Raw genomic sequence first — 22,670 nt, forward strand, 5'->3', positions numbered from 1 at the left:
TCCTAAAAAGTAGAATTAAGCGCACGAAGCACGCTGAGGGCTTGAACATGCTCATAAACATCATGCGCACGTATCACAGAAGCACCATGCTCGTATGCTTTTAAATGCAGCGCTAAAGTGCCTGCCAAACGTTTTTCAATCGGTGCTGGGTAAATCGTATCAATCATAGATTTTCGACTCGCTCCTACAAGTAAAGGATAGCCAAAATGTAAAAAATGCTCATGATGCTTGAGTAATTGCAAATTGTGCTCTAAGGTTTTACCAAATCCAATGCCCACATCCAAGATAAGGTTATGAATACCAAAAGCATGCGCTTTTTCAATACGTTCTTGAAAAAAAGCATCGACGTCAAGGATGACATTGTCATACAGGGGTGCTTTTTGCATGGATGAGGGTGCTCCTTGCATATGCATTAAAACGACCGTTGCTTTGTATTTTGAAGCCACTCGAGCAACGGCATCATTTGCAAGCGCTGTAATGTCATTAACAATCTCAAAACCATGAGAAAGCGCATACTCTAAACACAAAGGAGAGTAGCTATCCAGAGAGAATTTAGCTTTACATGTAAGCTTGTTTTGTGCAATGAGATCAACAATGGGGACAATGCGCAAAAGCTCTTCTTCCTCGCTGATAGCAAGGCTTCCAGGACGGCTTGAAACGCCCCCTAAATCAATAATACCTGCACCCTCATCTATCATCTTTTCAATGCGGTGCAATGCGCTTTTCCCATTAAAACGGCTTCCTTGAAAAAAGCTATCTTCATTGGCATTAATAACACCCATGACGGTAAAATCATCTTTACATGTAAACGAAAATTGACTCAGTGTTTGGGCTAACGCTTTTAGTCCAAATGGCTGTGCTTTTTCTTTAAAACTGAGTTCTTTTAACTGTTTATCATTGGCGATTAAAAGCGCATCCACCAAAGGTTTTTTACATGTAATGGTCTCTTTGGGTACTGCCAAATCTGCCCCAATAGAAAGAGCATCTTGCTTTAAAATATTCGCAGCAGGACTTTTTAAATCTTTAATATAAATAAAATTTAAATGCGCCTTTTGTTTTAAAATCGCTATACCCTCTTTTGTCACACCTAGGGATTGAAATAAAGAGAGAACATCTGTGGTCGATGAGAGTTTATAACACTTCACTTGTATTTCCTAAGCATAATGGTTAACAAAAGCGTTGTTAAAATCATCTGAGGTCGTGCATTGAGTTCAACCAAATGCAACAATTTTTGGAACATTTCTAGTTCATTTTCACTAAAGCGAAGACGATACTCATGTATTGCCTCATACACAATCGCTTGAGCCAACTCTTTTAAAAAACTCTTTTCACACCCTTGATGCTTTTGTACAAAAGGGTACACATCGCTTAAATCTAACTGTTTTAAATTCAATCCTGAGTGTAGTATTTCACGCTCAAAAAAGAGCTCTTTTTGAACTAATCGTGAACGAATCGTTGGAAGCAAGGCATTTTTAGAAGGGGCTACAACAATAAAGACAATATTTCGAGGAGGTTCTTCAAAAATTTTCAAGAGCGCATTTTGAGCCTCAACACGATACCCCTTTGCCACTAAAATAAGATATTTGTGTGTTGATTCTGCAATATATGCCTCTTTAATGACCTCTTTGGCATCTTCGAGTAAAAATTCATCTTTGGTGAAGAAAAGATGCCGCTCTTTGGCATAGGTTTCTTGTAAACTCTCTTTAGCTTTTTCCACATTTTTTGAAATTAAAATATGGCTAAAAACCTCTGATTCACTCATTTTCAAACGTAACCTCAGCAAAAAGTACCGCATCAATACTTTTATCCAAGAGTCTAAAAAGCTGAATTAATTTAATATCTAAACTATCGTCATTGCTTAAAAGATAGAAACTGTTCTGAATATGCTCATCCATAATCCACATAAAACTATCATCTTTACGTTTAGGAATTTGCATTTTTATATCGCTATTTTTTCCAACATAAAAGAAGGTATAGCCACTAGGAAACGCCTGTGAGAGCATATTTTCTAAAAGTTCAATATCGTCTTTTGTTTTCACTTGATACAAATTAGGATAGAGCGTTTGCAATGAGATAAAGGGCAAAATAGGTCTGTTCTTATTTTGCGTGTTAATAGCACGCAACATGTAATGACAAAACCACTCCCTATCCTCATCGGTAATAACAATAAAAGTATGCCCGTCTAAAAGATTTTTGAGCATGGAAGCACAAAGCGGTACCCATTCGAACCGCTTCTCCTCCATCCAACTCATCGATGAGCCATCTTTTCGTATCTGCTCTAACGTCCACGTTAAAAATTTTTGCATTAATTATTTATCCAGTTGGTAAGCACTGTGCAAAGCACGCACCGCTAATTCACCGTATTTGGCTTGAATAACCATGGAGATTTTAATTTCACTGGTACTAATCATTTCAATATTAATACCCTCTTTTGCCATTGTATCAAACGCTTTACATGCAACCCCACTGTGTGATTTCATACCCACACCCACAACAGAGACTTTAACAATGTCACTATCATACTCAACCACTTCACTCGCATTGAGCTCTTGCATAGCTGTTTTTGTCATTTCAAGCTCATTTTGAGGAACCGTAAAACCCAAATTGGTTGTGCCATCGTGTCCTACATTTTGAATAATCATATCAACATTGACGTTACTATCAGCAAGTTTTTTAAAAATAACAGCTGCAATACCAGGCTTATCCGTCACACCACGAAGCGTAACTCTGGCTTGATTTTTATCGAGTGCAATACCGCTCACTAATGGTTGTTCCATAATATTATCTTCCTTTGTTATAAGTGTTCCCTCATTTTTGTTAAAACTGCTACGAGTGACTAAATTAACATTGAGCTTTTTAGCCATCTCAACAGAGCGGCTTTGAAGCACTTTTGCCCCTAAACTAGCAAGCTCTAACATCTCATCGTAACTGATTTTATCGAGTTTTTTTGCTTTGGGCTCAATACGAGGATCCGTGGTATAAACCCCATCAACATCCGTATAAATCTCACACAAATCAGCTTCAAGAGCCCCTGCAATCGCCACAGCAGAAAGATCACTTCCTCCCCTGCCAAGGGTTGAGACTTCACCATTGTGTGTCACACCTTGAAATCCAGCCACAACGATAATCTTCCCCTCCGCTAAGGCTGCTTGCATCTCATGCGTATCAATATGCTCAATTCTCGCTTTCGTATGGACATTATCCGTTACAATACCAGCTTTTCTTCCACTCATTGAAACCGCAGGATACCCCTGGGCTTCTAGCGCAATAGCTAAAAGTGCACTGGTTACACGTTCACCTGAACTAAGAAGCATATCCACCTCACGAGAATTGGGTGTTTTGCTAAAATGCGCTGCAAAATCTAAAAGCTTATTGGTTTCACCGCTCATGGCAGAGACGACCACAACAAGATTATGCCCTTCTTGTTTACTTTCAATCACTCTTTTGGCAACGGCTTCAATACGCTCCACATTACCAACACTTGTTCCTCCGTACTTTTGAACAATCAACATCTTAGAGATACCCTTCTTTTTTAAAATATTCTAACACTTGCTTATAGACAGGACGTTTAAAATAGGTAATAAAATCAAAAACCTCTTCTAAAGTGACAAACTTAAAATCACAAAATTCTGGCTCTTTGGTTGCTAAATTAATTTTAGCCTCTTGTTTAAGTCGTACTAAAAAATATTTTTGGCTTTGTCCATCAAAAGGGTACATTTTTTGAGCAATTTTTTGAGGAAAGTCGTATTGTAACCATTCAGGGAACTCTGCGATAATCTCAACATCTCCTGTGCCAATCTCCTCTTCTAATTCACGAAAAAGTGCTTCTTCTGGTGTTTCACCCGCATCAATACCACCTTGTGGAAATTGCCACGCCCCATCAATATCACTACGACTGGCAATAAACAGCTCACATTGAAACGGATATTTTGAAGAGACCACCACAGCAGCAACATTGGGTCTGTAACGTTTAGGTGATTCCATAATTGCACATTACCTCTATATTTTTGTTACAATGGTAACGAAAAAGTCATTAAACTTGCTTGATACAAGGAAATCCGTGCTCGCTTATTTGCATATCCCCTTTTGCGATAGTAAATGCCATTACTGCGCTTTTAACTCTTACACAAATCAAAATGCTTTAAAACAAACCTATATGAAAAGCATCACCAAACAGCTTGCCTTTACGTTGGAAAAATTTCAGCTTAAACCAGCAGAAATCACTTCACTCTTCATAGGAGGAGGAACGCCCTCAACCATCCATGCCTCATGGTATGCACCTTTCTTTGAAATGCTTTCTCCTTATTTCAGTGCAGATGTTGAAATTACCTCTGAAGCCAATCCTCACTCAGCCAGTAAAGCATGGCTGCAAGAGATGAAAAGCTTAGGACTCAACCGTCTTAGTTTTGGGGTTCAAAGTTTTAATGAAAAAAAGCTTCATTTTCTAGGGCGTAATCACTCACCAAAACATGCACAAGAGGCTATTACACAAGCTTATGAGCTTGGGATTTCAAACATTTCACTGGATCTTATTTATGGTACAGCATTCGATACCTTAAGCCTCTTAAATGAAGATTTACAGCGTGCAAAACATCTCCCTATCAATCATTTGAGTGCTTATGCCTTAACCCTTGAAGAAGACACCCCTTTTTACACCCAAAAAAATGTGACGAACCGTTCGGAAAAACTTGCCAAAAAGTTTGTACGTGAGATTATTGATGCAGGATTTCCTCAGTATGAAATTTCAAATTTTGGGACCTATCAAAGCAAACACAATAAAGGATATTGGGAGCAACAAGATTATCTGGGTATTGGGGCAGGTGCTGTGGGATTTTTTAAAAATAAACGTTTTTATCCTTCTAAAAATATAGAAACGTACATTCAAAATCCACTTTTTGCAGAGGTGGAAGACTTAAGTTTTGAAGATTTACATGTAGAGATGATTTTTTTAGGACTTAGAAGTATTATTGGCATAGCATTGGAGCATTTTAGCCCCAAAGAACAAGAAAGGGTCATGCTTTTGCTCAAAGAAAAAAAGCTTACATGTAAAGAAAATAGAGTCTATAATAATGACTATTTTTTAAGCGATGAAATAGCGTTATTTATCACTCAATAACGCTTCATCCTCTTCCATCGCAACTTTCAAAAGAGCTTTAGCTGCCTCTCTTCCTTCATTTACAATATGTTTTACATGTAAAGATTTAAGAAGCTTCTTTTCATCATAATCACTGGCTTTTGCCACAATTTTAATAGGCGCATTAAACGATTTTAAAATCTCACAGAGTAAAATTAATTTTTTCTCGTTATTGATCGCAATAATAACCGCTTTGGCATTTTCTACAAAAGCATTTTTCAATATCGTTTTTTCTGCGGCATTTCCAAAATAAACAGGCTCACCCCTGCTTTGCCCAAGCTTTACGAGATTAATATCATGCTCTAAAACCAAATAATTCACGTTCATCTTTTTCAAACGGTAGACAATCTCTTGCCCCAATTTTCCATACCCACACACAATAATATGATCTTTAATGCCAGAAGAATGAATCATAAAATCACCATTATTGGGCTCTTGACTCATCGCATCCACGATTTTTTTCATATTTTTTAAAATAAACGGTGTCATCACCATAGAAATCACGACCGTTACAATCAAAATTTGTGACACCGTTGGGCTGATTAAGTGACTGGAACTTGCAAGGGCTAAAATAGCTAACGTGAACTCACCTCCTTGACACAATGCCAACCCCGTTTTAAGAGCAACCCTACCACCCACAGAAAAGAAGAGTATGCCAAACACAACCAATGTTTTAAACACCATCATGAGAGCCAAAGAAAATAAAATCATCCCATAATTTTGTGCTATCAAGTTAAAATCAATTTGCATACCAACGGTGATAAAAAAGAGCCCCAATAACAAGTCACGAAACGGAACCAAATCGGCTTCAATTTGATGTTTGTATTGGCTTTCTGACATCATCATGCCTGCTAAAAAAGCACCCAGTGAGTAGGAAAATCCTAACATATGCGCTAAAAAAGAGGCACCTACGACAAACAAAAGCACCGCCGCAATAAAAATTTCCTCCGTATCCGCCCACACCACCAAAGATAAAAAACGATTCAGTACGTATTTAGCAATTAAAAACATGAGTCCTAAAATAATAACAACACTGTAAAATGTCTGCAATAAAAGGGTAGAAAGTGAACTTTCTTGATTAGAAAAAATATTAATCATTAACAAAATAGGAATAACCGCTATATCTTGAAAGAGTAAAATACCCAAAGCTTTGCGACCATAAACGGTATGAATCATACCCCTATCATTAAAAATCTTAAGCACAATAGCAGTAGAAGAAAGAGCAAGCGCATACCCAATAATAATGGCACTTTTTTTCTCAATTCCAAAAAGAAATTCCGCACTTAATGCGATGACACCGCCCACGAGGCATACTTGTAAAAGCCCATAGAAAAAAACATCTTTTTTCATTGCCATAAGATGCTTGATAGAAAACTCTAAACCAATCGTAAACATTAAAAATACAATCCCAAATTCAGCAACATGAGTTAAAGAGTCATTATTACGACCTAATTCAAAGAGATAGGCAATCGCAAAGCCTGTAAAAATATACCCAATAATAGTTGGAATATTAAAACGCTTTAATAAAATATTTAAAAAAGTAGCAATGGCTGTTGCACTCAGAATTATGGTCAATAAATTATCCAAGCCTATTCCCCAAATAAAATAATTTCGTAACTGTTTTTATGTTTCACCAAAGGATTTTTTGTTTGCGTACTTTTCTTCGTAAGCCCATTCACTTCTAAGCGTAAACTCTCAATCAACGACTCATATTCATCAATTTTATCTTTAAGCTGCATAATAATATCAACGCCTGCTAAATTCACTCCCAAATCACGGGTTAAGCGTTGAATCATTTTGATTTTATCAATATCCCTTTGTGAATAAAGCCTCATTTTACCATCTGTACGTGAGGGGCTCACCAAACCCTCTCGTTCATACTGACGCAAGGTTTGGGGATGAATGGTTAACACTTTTGCAACCACACTAATCAAATAAACTGGCTCTTCATAACCATGATGCATATAAGACTCCTTTAATTGGGTAGTTTGGCTTCTAACACTGCTTTTAACTCACTATCCAGTGATGATACAGTGGGTAAAACAATGTTAGCAACAAGGTATAAATCACCTTTGTTTTGTGTTTTGCGGTTCAGTGCACCGTACTCTTTCACCCTAAACTTTTGCCCATTTTTTGTATCTTCTTTTACTTTGAGCGTAATCTCTTTATAAAGGGTGTCAAGCACTATTTTACCCCCAAAAAGTGCGGTTTTTAAAGGGATGTCTATGCTTTTAATTAAATCATCCCCTTCTCTGGTATATTCAGGACTTGAGGCAACTTCAACACTTAAAATCAAATCCCCTTTTTGACCTTGAAATGCCTTACCTTTGTCTTTAACACGCATCTTCTCACCATGTTTAATTCCTGCAGGTATTTTGACATCAAAACTCTCATTATTGTACGAAAGAGAGTGTTTTCCACCCAAAATTGCAACATTAAAAGGAATCACAATTTTGGCACTCACATCTAAATCTGGCTGAGAATACCCACCAAAACCACCTCCGCCAAAGCCTGTGTTCCCAAAGCCACCAAAGCCCCCTTGTCTGCTACTAAAACCACCAAAACCGCCTCCGCCGCCAAAGATAGAGCGTAAAATATCATCTAAATTCGCTCCTCCTTGTGCATGGGCAAAATCATGAAAATTTTGTCCACCAAACATACTGTCACCGTATTGGTCATATTGATGGCGTTTTTGTTCGTCACTTAAAATTTCATACGCCGCATTAATTTCTTTAAATTTTTCTTCCGCACCTGCGTCTTTGTTAATATCAGGATGATACTTGCGTGCCAAACGGCGATACGCCTTCTTTATCTCTTCTGCACTCGCATCTTGCGATACATCTAATGTCTCATATAAACTCTTACTCATAACCTTAAACCTCGTATAATATTTATAGCCATTATACCATAAAACTTTAGTCTATATCAATCAACTTATGGTCTATTTTATCCAAATATTTACTTTGTGTTTACCTCCATCCCTTATAATTCTAACTATCATTTAAAGAAGTTTTCATTAAGGAGTTTCTCATGAATAAGATTATTTCCCTCTCTCTTTTTACAGCGCTCTCTTTGTTTGGGGCAAGTGTTACTTTAGAGCAAATGCCACAAGACTCACAGCGTATTGATGCCACAACGTCCAATGTTATTATCTCTTATCACAACGCAATTAAAGAGAGTAAAAAGAGTGTTGTCAACATTGCAACCACGAAAAAAACAAAACAAAATGAACAGCTCAACGAACTCATGCAAAATCCATTCTTTAAAGAGTTTTTTGGTAACCGTATGCCTGAGTTTAGGCAACAAGAGCGTAAATCACACTCCCTAGGTTCTGGTGTGATTATCTCCAAAGATGGCTACATTGTCACCAATAATCATGTGGTTGAAGGCGCTGATGAAATTGTGATTACGCTCCCAAATGATGAAAAAGAGTATAAAGCAAAAGTGATTGGAGAAGACCCAAAAACAGACCTTGCTGTGGTTAAAATTGATGCTACAAATTTACATGTAGCAAAATTTGGAGACTCTTCAAATCTGCTTGAGGGTGATTTAGTTTTTGCGATTGGTAACCCTTTTGGTGTAGGAGAAACCATTACACAAGGGATTATTTCAGCGCTAAATAAAAGCAATGTAGGGCTGAATCAATACGAAAATTTTATTCAAACGGATGCTTCTATTAACCCTGGTAATTCTGGTGGGGCTCTGGTTGATAGCCGTGGTGCCTTAATTGGAATCAACAGCGCCATTCTCTCCAGAAGTGGTGGCAATAATGGCATTGGCTTTGCAATTCCTTCCAATATGGTACAAAAAATAGCAAGCAGTCTCATTGAAAATGGAAAAGTTGAGCGTGGTTTTATGGGTGTTTCGATTGCCGATTTAACCAAAGATCTGAAAGAACTGTATGACAACAAACAAGGTGCAGTTATTTTGATGATTGAGAAAAACTCACCTGCGGAAAAAGGAGGACTTCAAGTCTCAGACCTTATTCTTGAAGTAGATGGTGTTAAAATTAAAAATGCCAACGAACTCAAAAATACAATTGCGGCTATTACGCCTGATAAGAGTGTTAACATTACATACGAACGTGATAAAAAAATTAAAAACACCAAAATAAAACTGGCAAAAATGGATTCAGAAATCCTAACCAGTAGTGACGGTAAAAGCACATCAAGCTCTATTGAGGGATTAAGTCTTGTGGAAATCAATGCCCAAACAAGGAAACAATACCAGCTTTCAAAAGAGAGTGAGGGTCTTTTGGTAACAGAGGTCAAAGAGGATTCTAAAGCTGAAAAAATAGGCTTTAGACAAGGGGATGTCATTATTCAAATTGAACAAATGCGTATCAGTTCTCTTCATGATTTCACGAATGCACTTAAAGAGTACAAAAACAGTAAAAAACGTGTCATCATCAATCGTCAAAATTATCGATCCATCCTTGTAATGCCTTAAAATAGGAGGTTTTTACCTCCTATTTTGTTATAATACAGTTACATGTAAGGAGTGTATAGGCAATGACAAAAATTTTGATGATCGAAGATGATTTAGAGTTGGCTGAAATTTTAACAGAGTATTTAGAACAGTTTGAAATTGCAATTAGTGTTGCTGATGATCCTTATATTGGTTTATCTACCCTTGATACACAGACATTTGATCTTGTGATTTTAGACCTTACCCTTCCAGGCATTGACGGACTAGAGGTATGTAAAGAGATTCGTAAACATCATACACTTCCTATTATTATCTCTTCTGCACGAACCGATATTACCGATAAAGTTACCGCACTTGAAAATGGTGCGGATGATTATCTACCAAAGCCCTATAATCCACGAGAACTTCAAGCACGTATTATGAGTTTATTACGAAGACAAAAGGGAGTGACAACAACAGAGCACCCTTTGCAGAAGACAAAAGCCTTTCATTTAAATGAACACCAAATGAGTATTCTTTTTCAGGAAAAAGAACTTCACCTCACTGCGGCAGAATACGGGATTTTGGCATATTTGATTAAAAAAGAAGGTGGTGTCGTCTCACGTGAAGAGCTTATTTACAACATTGAAGCCATTGGTGAAGAGACAAGCAATAAAAGTATTGATGTTATCATTGGGCGCATTCGCCAAAAACTGGGAGAAAATCCAAAAGAACCTAAATATATTCATGCTATTCGTGGCATTGGTTACAAGTTTTTACAATGACTAAATCGTCTATTTTTTACAGCATTACCTTTATTTTTGCTACCAGTATTGTCAGTATTTTTTTAGCACTCCTTTTTTTATTAGAATACGACAAGCAAACGTATACTGAAAAGCTTAATACAAAGTATTCCATTATCTCTCGTGCAACCTTATTTCATCTTAATAATTTTATTACCAATGAAGAGCTCAAACGGCAAGTTCAGGGGTATCAAATGCGTGAAATTAGCGATAAAGAGCTAAAAAGTAGCATTATTGAAAAAGCGCAAATTATCCAAAAAATTGCTGATAAAATTGGAACGAGTGCAATTTTACGCTATGAAAACAGCCACTATTTGCATATTGAAACCAAATACTCATCCTTACTGCTTAAAGATGAAGACTTTCAGCCCTACCGTTATGACTTAATTAAAATTATTTTTGGTAGTGTTTTTGCAATTATTATTATTGCTTATATGCTTACGATTCGAAAATTAAAACCCTTACGCAAACTCAAGCGGCAAATGGATCGTTTTGCCCAAGGGGATTTAAACATTGACTGTAAGGCAGATGGAGAAGATGAAATATCTCAGGTGGCAAATTCATTTCATAATGCGGTAGAACAAATTAACAAACTCAATCACTCCAGACAACTTTTTTTACGAAATATTATGCATGAGCTTAAAACGCCTATTACCAAAGGGCGTATTAGTGCTGAAATGCTTGAAGAGAGTAAACAAAAAGAGCGTTTGATTTCAACCTTTGAAAAGTTAGAATTACTGATTAATGAATTTGCTTCCATTGAACAAATCACCTCAGGTGAAGGACTTAAAAATATCAAGCCTTATCTCTTAGTAGATTTACTAGATGAAGCAATTGATCTTGCCATGATTTCACCCTCACAAGTTCACAATGAAATCATGGATGAAGAAATTATTTTACATGTAGACTTTCGGCTCTTTACAACTGCTATGAAAAATGTGATTGACAATGGTATTAAATATTCAAACGACCAAAAAATAAAAATACTTGCAACACACTCTAAAATTTCCTTTATCAGTCAAGGAAAACCCCTTACAAGAGAGCTTTCACACTATTTAGAACCTTTTGTACAAGAAAAAAACTCCCACCAAAGTTTTGGGTTGGGTCTTTATATCGTCCATAATATTATAAAAGCTCATCATATTACTTTTACCTACGAACACAAAGAAGGATATAATTATTTTAGTTTTGAAAAAATAGAAACACTCATGTGAATTTTAGAGTACAATTAAAAAAATTAGGTTAGGAAGGAGTTTTTATGTCGGGTATTACATTTTCGCATAACGATCTAAGCCATTTTATTGACCATCATATTGCTTTACTAGAGCGCTTTGGTATTCAAGATGAAATACAATTTTCTCTTATTTTTTTCTCATTAGAAGATAAGAAAGAGATGGACTGCCTCAAAATGTTTCAAGATATTCTTCGAAAAACAGATGCTATTTTTAGCCACTCTAATCACTATGTTGTCATGCTTACTGGTACAGATTGGAATGGGGCGACAGAGGTATTAAAAGGCATTCAAGAATTTTTAGACCAAGAATCCTCCGATAGTATTGTTTGTTATCCAGAAGATGGACACAATGCCCAAGCCTTATTAAAAAAACTCAACCTTATGGTCGAAAAACACTGTAATATCACTTCAGAACTGCTAAAGTAGTAGGAAATTCCTACTACTTTTTATTCATTACGCAAGGTATCTAAAACGTTAATTTGTGTTGCTTTATGTGCGGGATAATACGAGGAAAGTGCCACAATAATGCTCGTACCAAAAACGATTAAGCCAAAATCAAGCATGGAAAGTTCCAGTGGCAATTTAGCCGTTCCGTACACATCCGCAGGCAAAGAGACAAGGTCAAATGAGCTTAAAAGGAAAAGTGCTAAAAATCCCAATACCATACCAAAGAGCATTCCTCCACCCCCAATTACAATACCCAAGTAAAAAAATGTATTTTTAATCTCTTTTTTATACGCACCCAAAGAGAGAAGCAGTGCTATCTCTTTACGTCGATTCATAACTGTCATTAAAAGAGAACTAATAATGTTCAATGATGCGATCAAAATAATGAGCATTAAAACAATAAAAAGGGCCCTTTTCTCTAAGGCAAGTGCGGCAAAAAAATTACCATTCATTTGCCACCATCCTACAATACCCAAATGTTCGGGAAGGACTTTACGAATTGCTTCTATATCAGTAAAAGGATCGTCTGAATAGATGTGAATACCATCGTATTGCCCATCTTCATACTGCAAAACTTGCGCAAGAGAATCAAGGGTTGTATACATATACGCTTTATCGTATGCAATAAGACCTGAACGAAAGGAACCTTGATAATTAAAGCGTTTCATTTTAGGAATTAAACTCATACCACCAGGATCATTTTTTGTAAAAATCAATGTAGCCTTGTCATCTGTTGCAAATTGATGTGTTTTAGCAATTTCACTGCCCGTAATAAGGTCATATTTGTCCAGTGTCTTATCTTTAATGGCATCCGCTAAAATAGCATTAATCTTAGCCTCTTGTTCAAAATGAACACCAAAAAGCATACCACCTTCTAGTCTATTGCCTTTTTTTATAATCACTTGCGTGGAGATGTAAGGACTAAATTTAAGTTTTGGAAACTCTGCTTCCAAACGTTGTAAATCAACCTCACTTACAGCATTAAAACTACGAGAATAAATGGAAAGCGGGTAATTCATCGTAAAAAGTTTTTTTTCAAATTCTTTATCAAAGCCATTCATAATTGCCATAGCAACCATTAAAACCATTAAACCAATAGCCACACCAAAAAATGCTAAAAAAGAGATAACGGTAATAAAAGGTTGCGATGCATCAAAACGTAAATACTTTTTGACAAGATAAAAACTAAGATTCTTTTGCACCCTTTATCCTTATGCTAAAAGCCCTTTTTTAGGACCACTCTTGCCACAACACTGTTTATATTTTTTACCACTTCCGCAAGGGCATGGTTCATTACGTGCTGTTTTTTTCTCTTGACTGGCTTCATCGCCGTCTTCATTCCCAAAAGGATCTTGATGCAAAAGAGTTGTCTGGGCATTGGCTGCTTCCATTTTACGAATCATCTCTTCCATAACATGGCGCTCTTCTTCTTCTTTGTTGTCACGAAGCTGGACAATATGAAGGGTTTTAAAGCTTTCAAATTTAATCTGTTCAACCAATTCAATAAAGAGATTGTAACTCTCTTTTTTATACTCGGTTAAAGGATCTTTTTGATTGTACCCACGAAGACCAATACCTGTTTTTAAAATATCCATTTGATAAAGGTGTGCTCGCCATGCATTATCAAGTACTTGAAGGTATAAAATACGCTCAATCTCTTTACGTTGTTGCTCATCCACAACAGACATTTTTGCATCAAAGCTCTGCGCAAGCTTTGCAATAATCACCTGACGCAGTTCTTCAAACTCTAAACCTTGCAAATCTTTAATTTCAAAGCTTTCATTCACTTCATCACTCAAAACAGAAACAAGACGCTCAAAATTATACTCGCTGTGTGTCATACCCTCATAAATTTCAACTTTAAAAAGGGTATTGGTGACAAATTCAAAACGAATATCTTTAATTTTTGTTTCAATATCGTATGTTGGATTGAGCAGTTCATTTCTAAAATTATAAATCGTTTTACGTTGTTTATTAGCAACATCATCGTATTCAAGAAGATGCTTACGAGATTCAAAGTGAAGCGCTTCTACTTTTTTCTGAGCATTTTCAACCGCACGTGTCACCATTTTCGATTCAATATGTTCACCCTCTTCAATTCCTAAACGCTCCATAATTGCTTTAATACGATCACTTCCAAAAATACGTAATAAATTGTCTTCAAGGCTTAAATAAAAACGACTCTTACCCACATCACCTTGACGACCTGCACGACCACGAAGCTGGTTATCAATACGTCTGCTTTCATGACGTTCCGTACCAATAATATATAAACCCCCCAATGCCTTAATTTCATCGGTAATTTTAATATCAACACCACGTCCTGCCATATTGGTTGCGATGGTTACCGCCCCTTTAGCCCCTGCATCTTTGATGATTTGTGCCTCTTTTTCATGGTTTTTTGCATTTAAAACCGAATGGGGTACTTTCTCTTGTTTCAAAAGCGTGTGCAAAAGTTCACTCTTCTCAATGGAAGCGGTTCCTACTAACACAGGTTGCCCTTTGCTATGGCACTCTTTAATATCTTTAATAACAGCTTCGAACTTCTCCCGCTCTGTCTTGTAAATTAAATCATTTTTATCATCCCTACGCATTGGCACATTGGTGGGAATAGAGATAACTTCTAAATTATATATTTGCGCAAATTCTGTTGCTTCTGTCTGAGCCGTGCCTGTCATACCCGCTAGTTTTTTATACAATCTAAAATAGTTTTGAAACGTAATGTCCGCAAGCGTTTGAGACTCTTCTTTAATCATCACACCCTCTTTAGCCTCTAAAGCCTGATGCAATCCCTCTGAAAAACGTCTTCCCTCACTCAACCGTCCTGTAAACTCATCAACAATTACAATTTCGCCCTCACGTACCACATAATCCACATCTGCTGTAAAAAGATAATGTGCTTTCAGTGCTTGATCCAAGTGATGCGATAAAACTGCATTTTCAAGGCTGTAAAGATTGTCAACGCCAAAGAGTTTTTCAGCATTTTCAATGCCCTCTTCTGTCATCAGAATGGTTCTGTTTTTTTCATCTACTGTAAAATCATTTTCTTTAAGAAGTTTTCGGGCAACACCATCAGCTCGTTTGTAACCATCTAAGGTTCGATTTGAAGGACCTGAAATAATCAAAGGCGTTCTCGCCTCATCAATCAAAATCGAATCCACTTCATCAACGATCACAAAATTGTGAATACCTTGCACTTTCTCATCTAAAGCATAACGCATATTGTCTCTTAAATAATCAAATCCAAACTCGTTATTGGTCCCATAGGTAATATCCGCATCGTATTGTGCTTTTCGTTGTGCATCATTTTCCAAATCATTTGTAACGATGCCTACACTAAGCCCTAAAAAATTATAAATACGAGACATATCGGTTGCATCCCGTTTAGCAAGATAATCATTCACAGTAACAACATGCACACCCTCACCTACCATCGCATTAAGCACAACAGGTAGAGTTGCAACCAGTGTTTTACCCTCACCTGTTTTCATTTCTGCAATATCACCATCATGCAACACCAAACCACCAATCATTTGTACATCAAAATGACGCATCCCCGTGGTACGTTTACTTGCCTCTCTGGTGATTGCAAACACATCATTCAAAACATCATCTAAAGATTTAAGACCTGATTGTACATCGCCTTTTAAAATAGTAAAAGCTTCTTTTAAGGCTTCATCATCCAATTGCTCGTACGTTGGTTCTAAAGCATTTATTTTTTTAACACGATGAGCAAGCTCTTTAATAACACGATCATTTTTCGTGCCAAAAATTTTACGAATCAGACTACTTAATATCATACGACTTCACCTCAATATTTCTTTGTATTTCGATGTTTATTTTCAATAAAACTTGAGATTTTATCATACTTTTACTATCTATTTGATAAAACTTCATATCTTAGTTGCCTTTTACAGGAGTCTTTTATGCGATTTTCTCTGTTTCTTTTTATTCTTACATCACTTCTTTTTGCAAAAATGGATCATTTTCAAACCATACAAAGCAATTTTTCCCAAAAAGTCACCAATGACCAAAATACAACCATTATTTACGAGGGGCTGTTTTATGCAACCAATGATAAAAAAGCACTCTGGATTTATGAAAAACCTGTCTCAAAAAAAATCTATTTCAACCAAAACCGTGTCTTAATTGTTGAACCTGAATTAGAACAGGTAATTATTACCACGCTACAAAACACCCCAAATATTGCTCAACTTCTACAAGAAGCAAAAGAAGTTAAACCCAATACGTATATCACGCAATTTATGGAAACGACGTATACGATTCTTGCACAAAAAGGAACTATTGAGAAGGTAATGTATCGAGATAAACTAGATAACGCAGTAGAAATTGTGTTTTATAACCAAACAACAAATCTCTTTTTGGATGATGAACTCTTTAAAGGTGAAATTCCAAAAGGATACGATGTTGTTCGTGAATAAACGTAATAGTTACATGTAAAGAAATGGGCTAAATTATAGCCCATTTTATACTGCTTTTGAAACCTGACGTAACACGAAGTAGCCAATCACTCCAGAGAGGAACGAACCTATTAAGACAGCAAGTTTATCTGCATAATGAAAGAAATCCGTATCGTTGTAGGCCAAAGTGTTTACAAAAAGACTCATGGTAAAACCAATACCTGTTAAGATAGCAACACCATAGAGCTGTTTGAAATTACTACCTGAGGGTAGTTTTGCAACGCCCATTTTAATGGCAAGAAAACTAAAACCAAATACCCCAAGTTGCTTTCCTAAAAAGAGACCAAGAGCAATACCCAATGAAACATCCGAGAAAAGTGCTGAAGCGGATAAATTACGAAGGTCTACGCCTGCATTTACAAAGGCAAAAAGAGGAAGAATAAAAAATGCGACCCAATAATGTAAATCATGCTCTAATTCTTTAACCATTGAAAAACGCTCTCCAGTAGAGCCTATGGAGTACAAAGGAATACTAAAAGCGATCAAAACACCTGCAATGGTTGCATGAACACCAGACTTCAGTACACTCACCCACAGAACAATGCCCACCAAAATATATGCTGCTTTCTTAGCAACATTCATGCGATTTAAAAGCAATAAGACTAATAATGCAACACCAGCTACACTAATAGAGAGTATTGATAAATCACTGGTGTAAAAAAGAGCAATAATCACAATAGCACCAAGGTCATCAATAATAGCCAATGCCATTAAGAAAATCTTTAATGAAGCAGGAACTCTTGTGCCTAGAAGAGAAATAATCCCTAAAGCAAATGCAATATCTGTTGCCGTAGGAATAGCCCAACCGTTCATTGCAAAGGTATCTTTATAATTAAATACAATGAAAACAAGTGCAGGAACCAACATACCACCCAAAGCTGCAATTGAAGGAAGTGCTATTTGACTTCTACTGGAGAGTTCTCCCTCTAAAACTTCACGTTTTACTTCTAAGCCAATCAAAAAGAAGAAAATAGCCATTAAGCCATCATTGACCCATAAAAGCAGTGGTTTTGCAATACCAAATGTTCCAACACTTATTTGAACAGGTGTATGCAAAAATTTTGTATATATATCCGCTAAAAAACTATTTTGTAGAACAAGCGCACAAACCGTTACAACAATAAGAATAATTCCCGCAGAAGATTGCCGTTGAATAAACTCTTTAATCATTTTTTTAAACATACAGATCCCTTATAATCTTAGATTTCTTGCACACTCTTTAATCAAAGGGTACACAACAAAGCTAAAATACTATTATAGTATCAAAAGGGCATAAATACTTTATAAATAAACACATGAGACATATTGGTAAAATATTTATTTTCCAAGACAAAAATTACTAAACATTTTATCTAAAATCTCATCTCTTTCAAATGCCATAGAAATTGATGAGATAGCCATGATAGCATCATTAACATGAAAAGCAAACAATTCAAGTTCTCCTTCTCTTAAGAGAAGTGAAGCACTTTTAATATTCTCATAGGCTTTTTGCACCGCATCCATTTGTCTTACAGATGTAAGTAAAAGAGTATCTTCATGCGCCGTTTCATCTAAAATTCTTTGCAAGGCATTCACAAGAGCTTGTGTATCTTGTTGACATACAAGCATCATAAAATCATTTCCTAAATAATCCACTTCAAACAGACGAGGGAGATCGGTTTTATTCAGAACTTTAAGAATTTTTTTCTTTGAAGCATACGTATTTAAAAGATTCAAAATGACAGCATCTTCATCGTCATAGTGCTTACTATTATCAAACATTGCAATCACAATTTCTGACTCTTCAATCGCCATAATAGAACGCTCAATACCAATTTTTTCGATGCTATCATGAGCTTCTCTAATACCTGCTGTATCGACAATTCTTACCAAATGTGTTCCGATGCGTAACTCTTCTTCTATCGTATCACGAGTCGTACCTGCAATGTCACTAATAATGGCTCTATCATAACTCAGAAGATGATTTAACAATGAGCTCTTCCCAACATTAGGCTTTCCAATAATCGCAATTTTAAAACCTTGAATAAGCCCTTGACGACGTTTACTACTCTCATATGTTTTTAAAAGCTCACTGGATAAATACAGTAATTTTTCATTGATTTTTTCTATCATATCTAAGGGTAAATCTTCTTCAGCATAGTCAATATTGACTTCAACAAAAGCGAGAATTTCAACCAAAAGTTCTCTTACATGTAAAACAAAATTTTTTAGCTCACCTTTAAGCTGACGTGTCAACATTTTCGCCGCTTCAACGCTTTTTGTCTCAATTAATGCAGCAATAGCTTCTGCTTCACTTAAGTCAATTCTGCCATTAAGAAATGCTCTTTTCGAAAATTCACCAGGATAAGCAAGTCTCGCACCATACTGTATTAAGGAATGTAAAACCATATTGGCAACAATGCTTCCACCATGGCACTGAAATTCGACAACATCCTCAGCTGTAAAACTATGAGGTGCTTTAAAATAGATAACAATAGCCTGATCAATAAGATCATTGGAGGGATCATACAAAAAACTCAGTGTCGCAACACGAGGTTCCAAGGTTTCCTTATGGGAAAGCTTTTGGGCAAGAGCAAAAGCATTGGCACCACTTAAGCGTACAATCGCAATGGAGCCAATACCTGAACTAGTAGCAATAGCAGCAATAGTATCTATGCGTTTTTCCTATTAAAATCATTGACGACAATAAATTTACCGCCATCTTTTCCTGATTTAATTCCAACATATTTTTCAGGAAATTCTGAACGAAGCGCCTCAAGCGCAATCTTGATAAGAACACCATCTAAAATTTTAGTTTGACCTTTTCCGCTGTTACGAATACGTTCAATCACAGGTGTTAAATATTTTTCAATCATCTCTTCTTGATTTTTTAAAAATTCGGCAATTTCTAAACGAATATTTAAACCATACTTAAGATTAATCCAATTGTAGAGCAAATAAGAGAGTGCCTTATATCGGTATCCCTCTTTTCCAATGAGCAAAGCAGCATCTTCGCCCGTAAATTCAATCAAAATAGTCTCTTCATTGTATTTGGATACCACAGGCGATTCAAGTGTAAAACAGCTGTATTGAAAAAGGTGTTTAATCTGTACATTAATTTCATCAATAATATCATCCAATGCACGCTTTTCATGATGAAAATTTTGGTCAATAGTATGAGATACAAGAGAATTACGTAATTCTCTTGTATGCGCATGCACACTTTTAGGTGGCATCATTTCAGGGACAATACCACTTTTTTCTTTTACTACTGAGCCTTGAGTTTCTAGAATTGTTTCAGAAACATCATGTTGTATAAGATCTTTATTTTTATTTTTTGAGCGTCTGTTTTTCGAACGTCTACTCTTCTCTTTACGTTCATCATCATTCTCTTTATGAACATCAGAATGAGAAAAAATATGTTCTTTACGCTCAAAATTTTCTCTTTTTATCTCACCCTTGCGTTTGACTTCAATAATGGCACCTTTTTTAAAAAAGCCTAAAAAGCCATTTGAACCATTTTGAATAATACTAATCTCTAACTCCACAACCGAACAAGACAATTCACTCGCTGCTTTAGAATAAGCTTCTTGAAGTGTTGGTGCTTCAACTCTTATCATTATTGAGCCTTTTCTTCTTTATGTTTTTTTGCAAAAAGTTTATTGACATAAAACTGCTGAACAATGGATGCTAAGTTATTTGTAAACCAATACAACGTAAGACCTGCTGGAAAAGTTACAAAGAAAAAAGTAAAAATCAACGGTAAAAACTTCATAATCTTTTCTTGCATTGGATCATTAAAGGTCGTTGGCGTGATCTTTTGATGGAAAAACATGGTAAGACCCATAAGCACAGGTAGAATAAAATAAGGATCCATGACCGCTAAATCATGTACCCATAAAATCCACTCTGCTCCCTTAAGTTCAATGGCATTTTGTAAAACACGGTACACAGCAAAGAAAACAGGGATTTGGAGTAAAATAGGTAAACATCCTCCCATAGGATTTGCACCATGCTTTTTATAAAGTTCCATCATATGCATATTGAGTTTTTGCTTATCATCACCGTATTTTTTCTGTAGCTCTTTAACTTTTGGTGCAAGTTCTTTAAGTTTGTTCATGGAGACCATACCCTTATACGTCAAAGGATACAACACCAACCGTACGATAATAGTCATTGCAACAATTGCCCAACCCCAGTTACCAAAAATACCGTGTAAATAAGAAAGTAACGAAAAAAGTGGTTTTGCAATAAACGTAAAAAAGCCATACTCAACAACATCGGTTAATTCAGGTTCAATTGTTTTAAGCTTCCTATGCTCTTTTGGTCCGATATAGCCACTAAGTTTAAAATCATCCTGGCCCTTAGCAAATAAGAGAGGGTCACTGTTTTTACCAGGTAAAATAACTGTCTCAAGACCAGAATTTAGTTCATAGAAAAATGTTGTGTAATATTTATCAGCAGCAGCAATCAATCGTGCATTTGCAAAGCGTTCATCCCCTTTGGCATCACCATCACTGATAGTGTGAATCGTGCTATCTGCTTTTTTAATTAACGCACCATGAAACGTGTAACTGTCCACAGCTGCATTGGGTCTAAAACCAGGAGAAATAAAATAATCTTTAGCATTTGAAAGCTTTACATGTAAATCATATTTACCCGATGGAAAGAACGTAATTGTTTTAGTGAGTGTTACATCTGCTAAGTGTTGTGTTAGCACAAGAGCACTACCATTTTCAGTTACATCAACATTTGGTTTATCTGAAGTATAAGACATTACAAAAGCATCAGCATTAACTTTTTTGTCACTAAAACGAATTTCTAAAGGCAATACACCTTGTGAACCATCAATGAGTTGTATTCGATCACCATGGTCATCTTGATATTTTGATTCACCCAGATAAAATTTTGCAATTCTTCCTAAACGATCAATCTTTACCTCATAATCAGGAGCTTTTATCGTAGCGATAATTTCATGCTCAGATCCAGACGCTACGGTTGCCTGTGAAATATCATTACTACTGACTGCGCTCGAAACATCCAAAGCTGTAGAGGGAGAAGAGATATTTTGTTCTATCTTAGAAGTATTGGTTTCAGCAAGAGGAGTGTTTTTAGGGATAAAAAAATGATCATAAAGAGCAAAAAATAAAAATGATAAAACAGTAGCGATGATAACTCGCATCTGAGGAGTAAGTTTATCTGTCACGAGATTCCCTTTTGTTTCAATGTTTTAAAAGCTTTTACTACGTAAAAACTTTTGGTATTTTTTGGTACAAACCAAAAAAGAATACGATGAATATCTGGTGATTTTGAAAGCGAAAGAGGAGGAAATGCAAAACTCTTTTGAACTACAGGATAATCAATCCCCCCAACAAAAAGTTGATTGCATTTCAAAATACGTATAAAACTGTAAAAGAGAGCTTTTAAAAAATTATTGTGCAGAAATTGCTCTTTAGCGTATTGAGAACACGTTGGATAATACCTGCAACTTCCATAACCAATTAACGTAAAAAACTTCTGATAAAGCTTTATTAAAAAAAGTGCCAGAACTTTCATTCTTTAACACAATTCATTTTTTTCATTGACCATAAAATACCTTTTTTTAAAGTATCATACGATAAATGATGTATTTTCTCTTTTGCCACAAAAACATACACACCATCATCTAAAGTGTGTTGGATTTCTAAAAAAATAGCACGAAGTCGCCTTTTTGCTAAATTTCGCTTAATAGCATTCCCGACTTTTTTACTTGCGGTAAAGCCAACTTTATTTGTTGAATCTTGATTGTAAAAGACTAAAGCACCTTCATAGTGCCATTTCTTTGCGTAATTATAAACGAATGAAAACTCTCGTGTCGTTTTGAGAGTTTCATATGCTTTTAAACGGCCAATCTGCTTCTACCTTTAGCACGACGTGCTGCGATAACCTTACGTCCACCCTTAGTTTTCATTCTAAGTCTAAAGCCATGTGTGCGTTTTTTAGGTGTACTATGTGGCTGATACGTTCTTTTCATCTAAAAGTTCCTTTGATAAAAAATAATTTAAGGTACGGATTTTACCTTAGCTTTACTTAAAATTGAATAAGCTTAAATTAAGAAGTTCTCAAAAAATCAATGAATTTACGACGAATGCTTTACACTGTACACTCAAGGCTTTTTGACATTAAGGTTGCTGTAATTCATCTAT

At 36.0% G+C, this 22,670-nt stretch carries 23 protein-coding genes; 6 read left to right on the forward strand and 17 right to left on the reverse strand.

The annotated features are described in order from the left end of the window. Positions 1-2 precede the first annotated feature (2 nt). From folP to SULBA_RS07130, 5 genes are read right to left on the reverse strand one after another with little or no spacing between them, the layout of a single operon-like run. Positions 3-1,145: a dihydropteroate synthase gene (gene folP, locus SULBA_RS07110; RefSeq protein WP_014769602.1), complete on the reverse strand. Its 1,143-nt coding sequence runs from the start codon at positions 1,143-1,145 to the stop codon at positions 3-5. After that, the gene (locus tag SULBA_RS07115; RefSeq protein ID WP_014769603.1) at positions 1,142-1,762 is read right to left on the reverse strand and encodes a DNA polymerase III subunit delta'; all 621 of its coding nucleotides are present in this window, start codon (positions 1,760-1,762) and stop codon (positions 1,142-1,144) included. The genes folP and SULBA_RS07115 overlap by 4 nt, the downstream gene beginning before the upstream one ends. After that, positions 1,755-2,306 carry a HobA family DNA replication regulator gene (locus SULBA_RS07120; protein WP_014769604.1) on the reverse strand — a complete coding sequence of 184 codons (552 nt, stop codon included), beginning with the start codon at positions 2,304-2,306 and terminating at the stop codon, positions 1,755-1,757. Before SULBA_RS07120 ends, SULBA_RS07115 begins: the two co-directional genes overlap by 8 nt. A 3-nt stretch (positions 2,307-2,309) precedes the next feature. After that, complete coding sequence (locus SULBA_RS07125; RefSeq protein WP_014769605.1) at positions 2,310-3,512, reverse strand: aspartate kinase; 1,203 nt, start codon at positions 3,510-3,512, stop codon at positions 2,310-2,312. 1 nt (position 3,513) lies between these two features. Next, positions 3,514-3,984 carry an RNA pyrophosphohydrolase gene (locus SULBA_RS07130; RefSeq protein WP_014769606.1) on the reverse strand — a complete coding sequence of 157 codons (471 nt, stop codon included), beginning with the start codon at positions 3,982-3,984 and terminating at the stop codon, positions 3,514-3,516. Positions 3,985-4,060: 76 nt separating this feature from the next. Between SULBA_RS07130 and hemW the strand changes: the two genes are divergently transcribed. After that, on the forward strand, positions 4,061-5,116 hold the full coding sequence (hemW, locus tag SULBA_RS07135; protein WP_014769607.1) for a radical SAM family heme chaperone HemW: 1,056 nt from the start codon (positions 4,061-4,063) through the stop codon (positions 5,114-5,116). Here the strand turns inward: hemW and SULBA_RS07140 are convergent. The 3 genes from SULBA_RS07140 to SULBA_RS07150 are packed head-to-tail and all read right to left on the reverse strand — an operon-like array spanning position 5,099 to position 8,003. After that, the gene (locus SULBA_RS07140) at positions 5,099-6,721 is read right to left on the reverse strand and encodes a cation:proton antiporter (RefSeq protein ID WP_014769608.1); all 1,623 of its coding nucleotides are present in this window, start codon (positions 6,719-6,721) and stop codon (positions 5,099-5,101) included. The genes hemW and SULBA_RS07140 overlap by 18 nt on opposite strands. Positions 6,722-6,723: 2 nt before the next feature. After that, positions 6,724-7,098, reverse strand: a complete 375-nt coding sequence (locus SULBA_RS07145) for a heat shock protein transcriptional repressor HspR (protein WP_014769609.1) — start codon at positions 7,096-7,098, stop codon at positions 6,724-6,726. Between the two features lie 11 nt (positions 7,099-7,109). After that, the gene (locus tag SULBA_RS07150) at positions 7,110-8,003 is read right to left on the reverse strand and encodes a DnaJ family protein (RefSeq protein ID WP_014769610.1); all 894 of its coding nucleotides are present in this window, start codon (positions 8,001-8,003) and stop codon (positions 7,110-7,112) included. Between the two features lie 161 nt (positions 8,004-8,164). Between SULBA_RS07150 and SULBA_RS07155 the strand changes: the two genes are divergently transcribed. From SULBA_RS07155 to SULBA_RS07170, 4 genes are all read left to right on the forward strand, one after another. Continuing rightward, the gene (locus SULBA_RS07155) at positions 8,165-9,583 is read left to right on the forward strand and encodes a DegQ family serine endoprotease (RefSeq protein ID WP_014769611.1); all 1,419 of its coding nucleotides are present in this window, start codon (positions 8,165-8,167) and stop codon (positions 9,581-9,583) included. Between the two features lie 62 nt (positions 9,584-9,645). Continuing rightward, positions 9,646-10,326 carry a response regulator transcription factor gene (locus tag SULBA_RS07160; RefSeq protein WP_014769612.1) on the forward strand — a complete coding sequence of 227 codons (681 nt, stop codon included), beginning with the start codon at positions 9,646-9,648 and terminating at the stop codon, positions 10,324-10,326. Further along, positions 10,323-11,558: an ArsS family sensor histidine kinase gene (locus tag SULBA_RS07165; RefSeq protein ID WP_014769613.1), complete on the forward strand. Its 1,236-nt coding sequence runs from the start codon at positions 10,323-10,325 to the stop codon at positions 11,556-11,558. Before SULBA_RS07160 ends, SULBA_RS07165 begins: the two co-directional genes overlap by 4 nt. 44 nt (positions 11,559-11,602) lie before the next feature. Beyond that, the gene (locus SULBA_RS07170; RefSeq protein WP_014769614.1) at positions 11,603-12,004 is read left to right on the forward strand and encodes a hypothetical protein; all 402 of its coding nucleotides are present in this window, start codon (positions 11,603-11,605) and stop codon (positions 12,002-12,004) included. Positions 12,005-12,024: 20 nt separating this feature from the next. On the opposite strand, the gene SULBA_RS07175 is transcribed toward SULBA_RS07170, so the two are convergent. Together SULBA_RS07175 and secA are read right to left on the reverse strand one after the other, a co-directional pair. Continuing rightward, on the reverse strand, positions 12,025-13,227 hold the full coding sequence (locus SULBA_RS07175) for an ABC transporter permease (RefSeq protein WP_014769615.1): 1,203 nt from the start codon (positions 13,225-13,227) through the stop codon (positions 12,025-12,027). 9 nt (positions 13,228-13,236) lie between these two features. Continuing rightward, positions 13,237-15,822: a preprotein translocase subunit SecA gene (secA, locus tag SULBA_RS07180; RefSeq protein WP_041671974.1), complete on the reverse strand. Its 2,586-nt coding sequence runs from the start codon at positions 15,820-15,822 to the stop codon at positions 13,237-13,239. Positions 15,823-15,951: 129 nt separating this feature from the next. Between secA and lolA the strand changes: the two genes are divergently transcribed. Further along, positions 15,952-16,467 (forward strand): LolA-like outer membrane lipoprotein chaperone, encoded by a 516-nt coding sequence (gene lolA, locus SULBA_RS07185; RefSeq protein ID WP_014769617.1) that lies wholly within the window; start codon positions 15,952-15,954, stop codon positions 16,465-16,467. A gap of 45 nt (positions 16,468-16,512) precedes the next feature. On the opposite strand, the gene nhaA is transcribed toward lolA, so the two are convergent. From nhaA to rpmH, 7 genes are all read right to left on the reverse strand, one after another. Further along, positions 16,513-17,688, reverse strand: coding sequence for a Na+/H+ antiporter NhaA (gene nhaA / locus SULBA_RS07190; protein ID WP_014769618.1), 1,176 nt, complete (start codon positions 17,686-17,688; stop codon positions 16,513-16,515). A 135-nt stretch (positions 17,689-17,823) separates the two neighbouring features. Next, a complete protein-coding gene (mnmE, locus tag SULBA_RS07195; RefSeq protein WP_014769619.1) occupies positions 17,824-19,161 on the reverse strand; it encodes a tRNA uridine-5-carboxymethylaminomethyl(34) synthesis GTPase MnmE in 1,338 nt (445 codons plus the stop codon). Next, on the reverse strand, positions 19,158-20,105 hold the full coding sequence (locus tag SULBA_RS07200; RefSeq protein ID WP_014769620.1) for a Jag N-terminal domain-containing protein: 948 nt from the start codon (positions 20,103-20,105) through the stop codon (positions 19,158-19,160). Before SULBA_RS07200 ends, mnmE begins: the two co-directional genes overlap by 4 nt. Next, positions 20,105-21,691, reverse strand: a complete 1,587-nt coding sequence (gene yidC, locus SULBA_RS07205) for a membrane protein insertase YidC (protein WP_014769621.1) — start codon at positions 21,689-21,691, stop codon at positions 20,105-20,107. The genes SULBA_RS07200 and yidC overlap by 1 nt, the downstream gene beginning before the upstream one ends. After that, positions 21,688-22,041 (reverse strand): membrane protein insertion efficiency factor YidD, encoded by a 354-nt coding sequence (gene yidD / locus SULBA_RS07210; RefSeq protein WP_014769622.1) that lies wholly within the window; start codon positions 22,039-22,041, stop codon positions 21,688-21,690. Before yidD ends, yidC begins: the two co-directional genes overlap by 4 nt. Next, the gene (gene rnpA, locus SULBA_RS13295) at positions 22,038-22,376 is read right to left on the reverse strand and encodes a ribonuclease P protein component (RefSeq protein ID WP_014769623.1); all 339 of its coding nucleotides are present in this window, start codon (positions 22,374-22,376) and stop codon (positions 22,038-22,040) included. The genes yidD and rnpA overlap by 4 nt, the downstream gene beginning before the upstream one ends. Next, on the reverse strand, positions 22,364-22,498 hold the full coding sequence (gene rpmH, locus SULBA_RS07215) for a 50S ribosomal protein L34 (RefSeq protein WP_014769624.1): 135 nt from the start codon (positions 22,496-22,498) through the stop codon (positions 22,364-22,366). Before rpmH ends, rnpA begins: the two co-directional genes overlap by 13 nt. Positions 22,499-22,670: the final 172 nt, after the last annotated feature.

The organism is Sulfurospirillum barnesii SES-3 (assembly GCF_000265295.1).
Taxonomy (GTDB): Bacteria; Campylobacterota; Campylobacteria; order Campylobacterales; family Sulfurospirillaceae; genus Sulfurospirillum; species Sulfurospirillum barnesii.

Bases quoted from the DNA above. Each gene is read 5' to 3' on its own strand.
- lolA (WP_014769617.1), top strand. From the start codon at position 15,952: ATGCGATTTTCTCTGTTTCTTTTTATTCTTACATCACTTCTTTTTGCA.
- SULBA_RS07150 (WP_014769610.1), bottom strand. From the start codon at position 8,003: ATGAGTAAGAGTTTATATGAGACATTAGATGTATCGCAAGATGCGAGT.
- SULBA_RS07125 (WP_014769605.1), bottom strand. From the start codon at position 3,512: ATGTTGATTGTTCAAAAGTACGGAGGAACAAGTGTTGGTAATGTGGAG.
- SULBA_RS07130 (WP_014769606.1), bottom strand. From the start codon at position 3,984: ATGGAATCACCTAAACGTTACAGACCCAATGTTGCTGCTGTGGTGGTC.
- SULBA_RS07170 (WP_014769614.1), top strand. From the start codon at position 11,603: ATGTCGGGTATTACATTTTCGCATAACGATCTAAGCCATTTTATTGAC.
- nhaA (WP_014769618.1), bottom strand. From the start codon at position 17,688: ATGTTTAAAAAAATGATTAAAGAGTTTATTCAACGGCAATCTTCTGCG.
- SULBA_RS07145 (WP_014769609.1), bottom strand. From the start codon at position 7,098: ATGCATCATGGTTATGAAGAGCCAGTTTATTTGATTAGTGTGGTTGCA.
- SULBA_RS07155 (WP_014769611.1), top strand. From the start codon at position 8,165: ATGAATAAGATTATTTCCCTCTCTCTTTTTACAGCGCTCTCTTTGTTT.
- SULBA_RS07160 (WP_014769612.1), top strand. From the start codon at position 9,646: ATGACAAAAATTTTGATGATCGAAGATGATTTAGAGTTGGCTGAAATT.
- SULBA_RS07115 (WP_014769603.1), bottom strand. From the start codon at position 1,762: ATGAGTGAATCAGAGGTTTTTAGCCATATTTTAATTTCAAAAAATGTG.
- yidD (WP_014769622.1), bottom strand. From the start codon at position 22,041: ATGAAAGTTCTGGCACTTTTTTTAATAAAGCTTTATCAGAAGTTTTTT.
- rpmH (WP_014769624.1), bottom strand. From the start codon at position 22,498: ATGAAAAGAACGTATCAGCCACATAGTACACCTAAAAAACGCACACAT.
- SULBA_RS07200 (WP_014769620.1), bottom strand. From the start codon at position 20,105: ATGATAAGAGTTGAAGCACCAACACTTCAAGAAGCTTATTCTAAAGCA.
- SULBA_RS07165 (WP_014769613.1), top strand. From the start codon at position 10,323: ATGACTAAATCGTCTATTTTTTACAGCATTACCTTTATTTTTGCTACC.
- SULBA_RS07120 (WP_014769604.1), bottom strand. From the start codon at position 2,306: ATGCAAAAATTTTTAACGTGGACGTTAGAGCAGATACGAAAAGATGGC.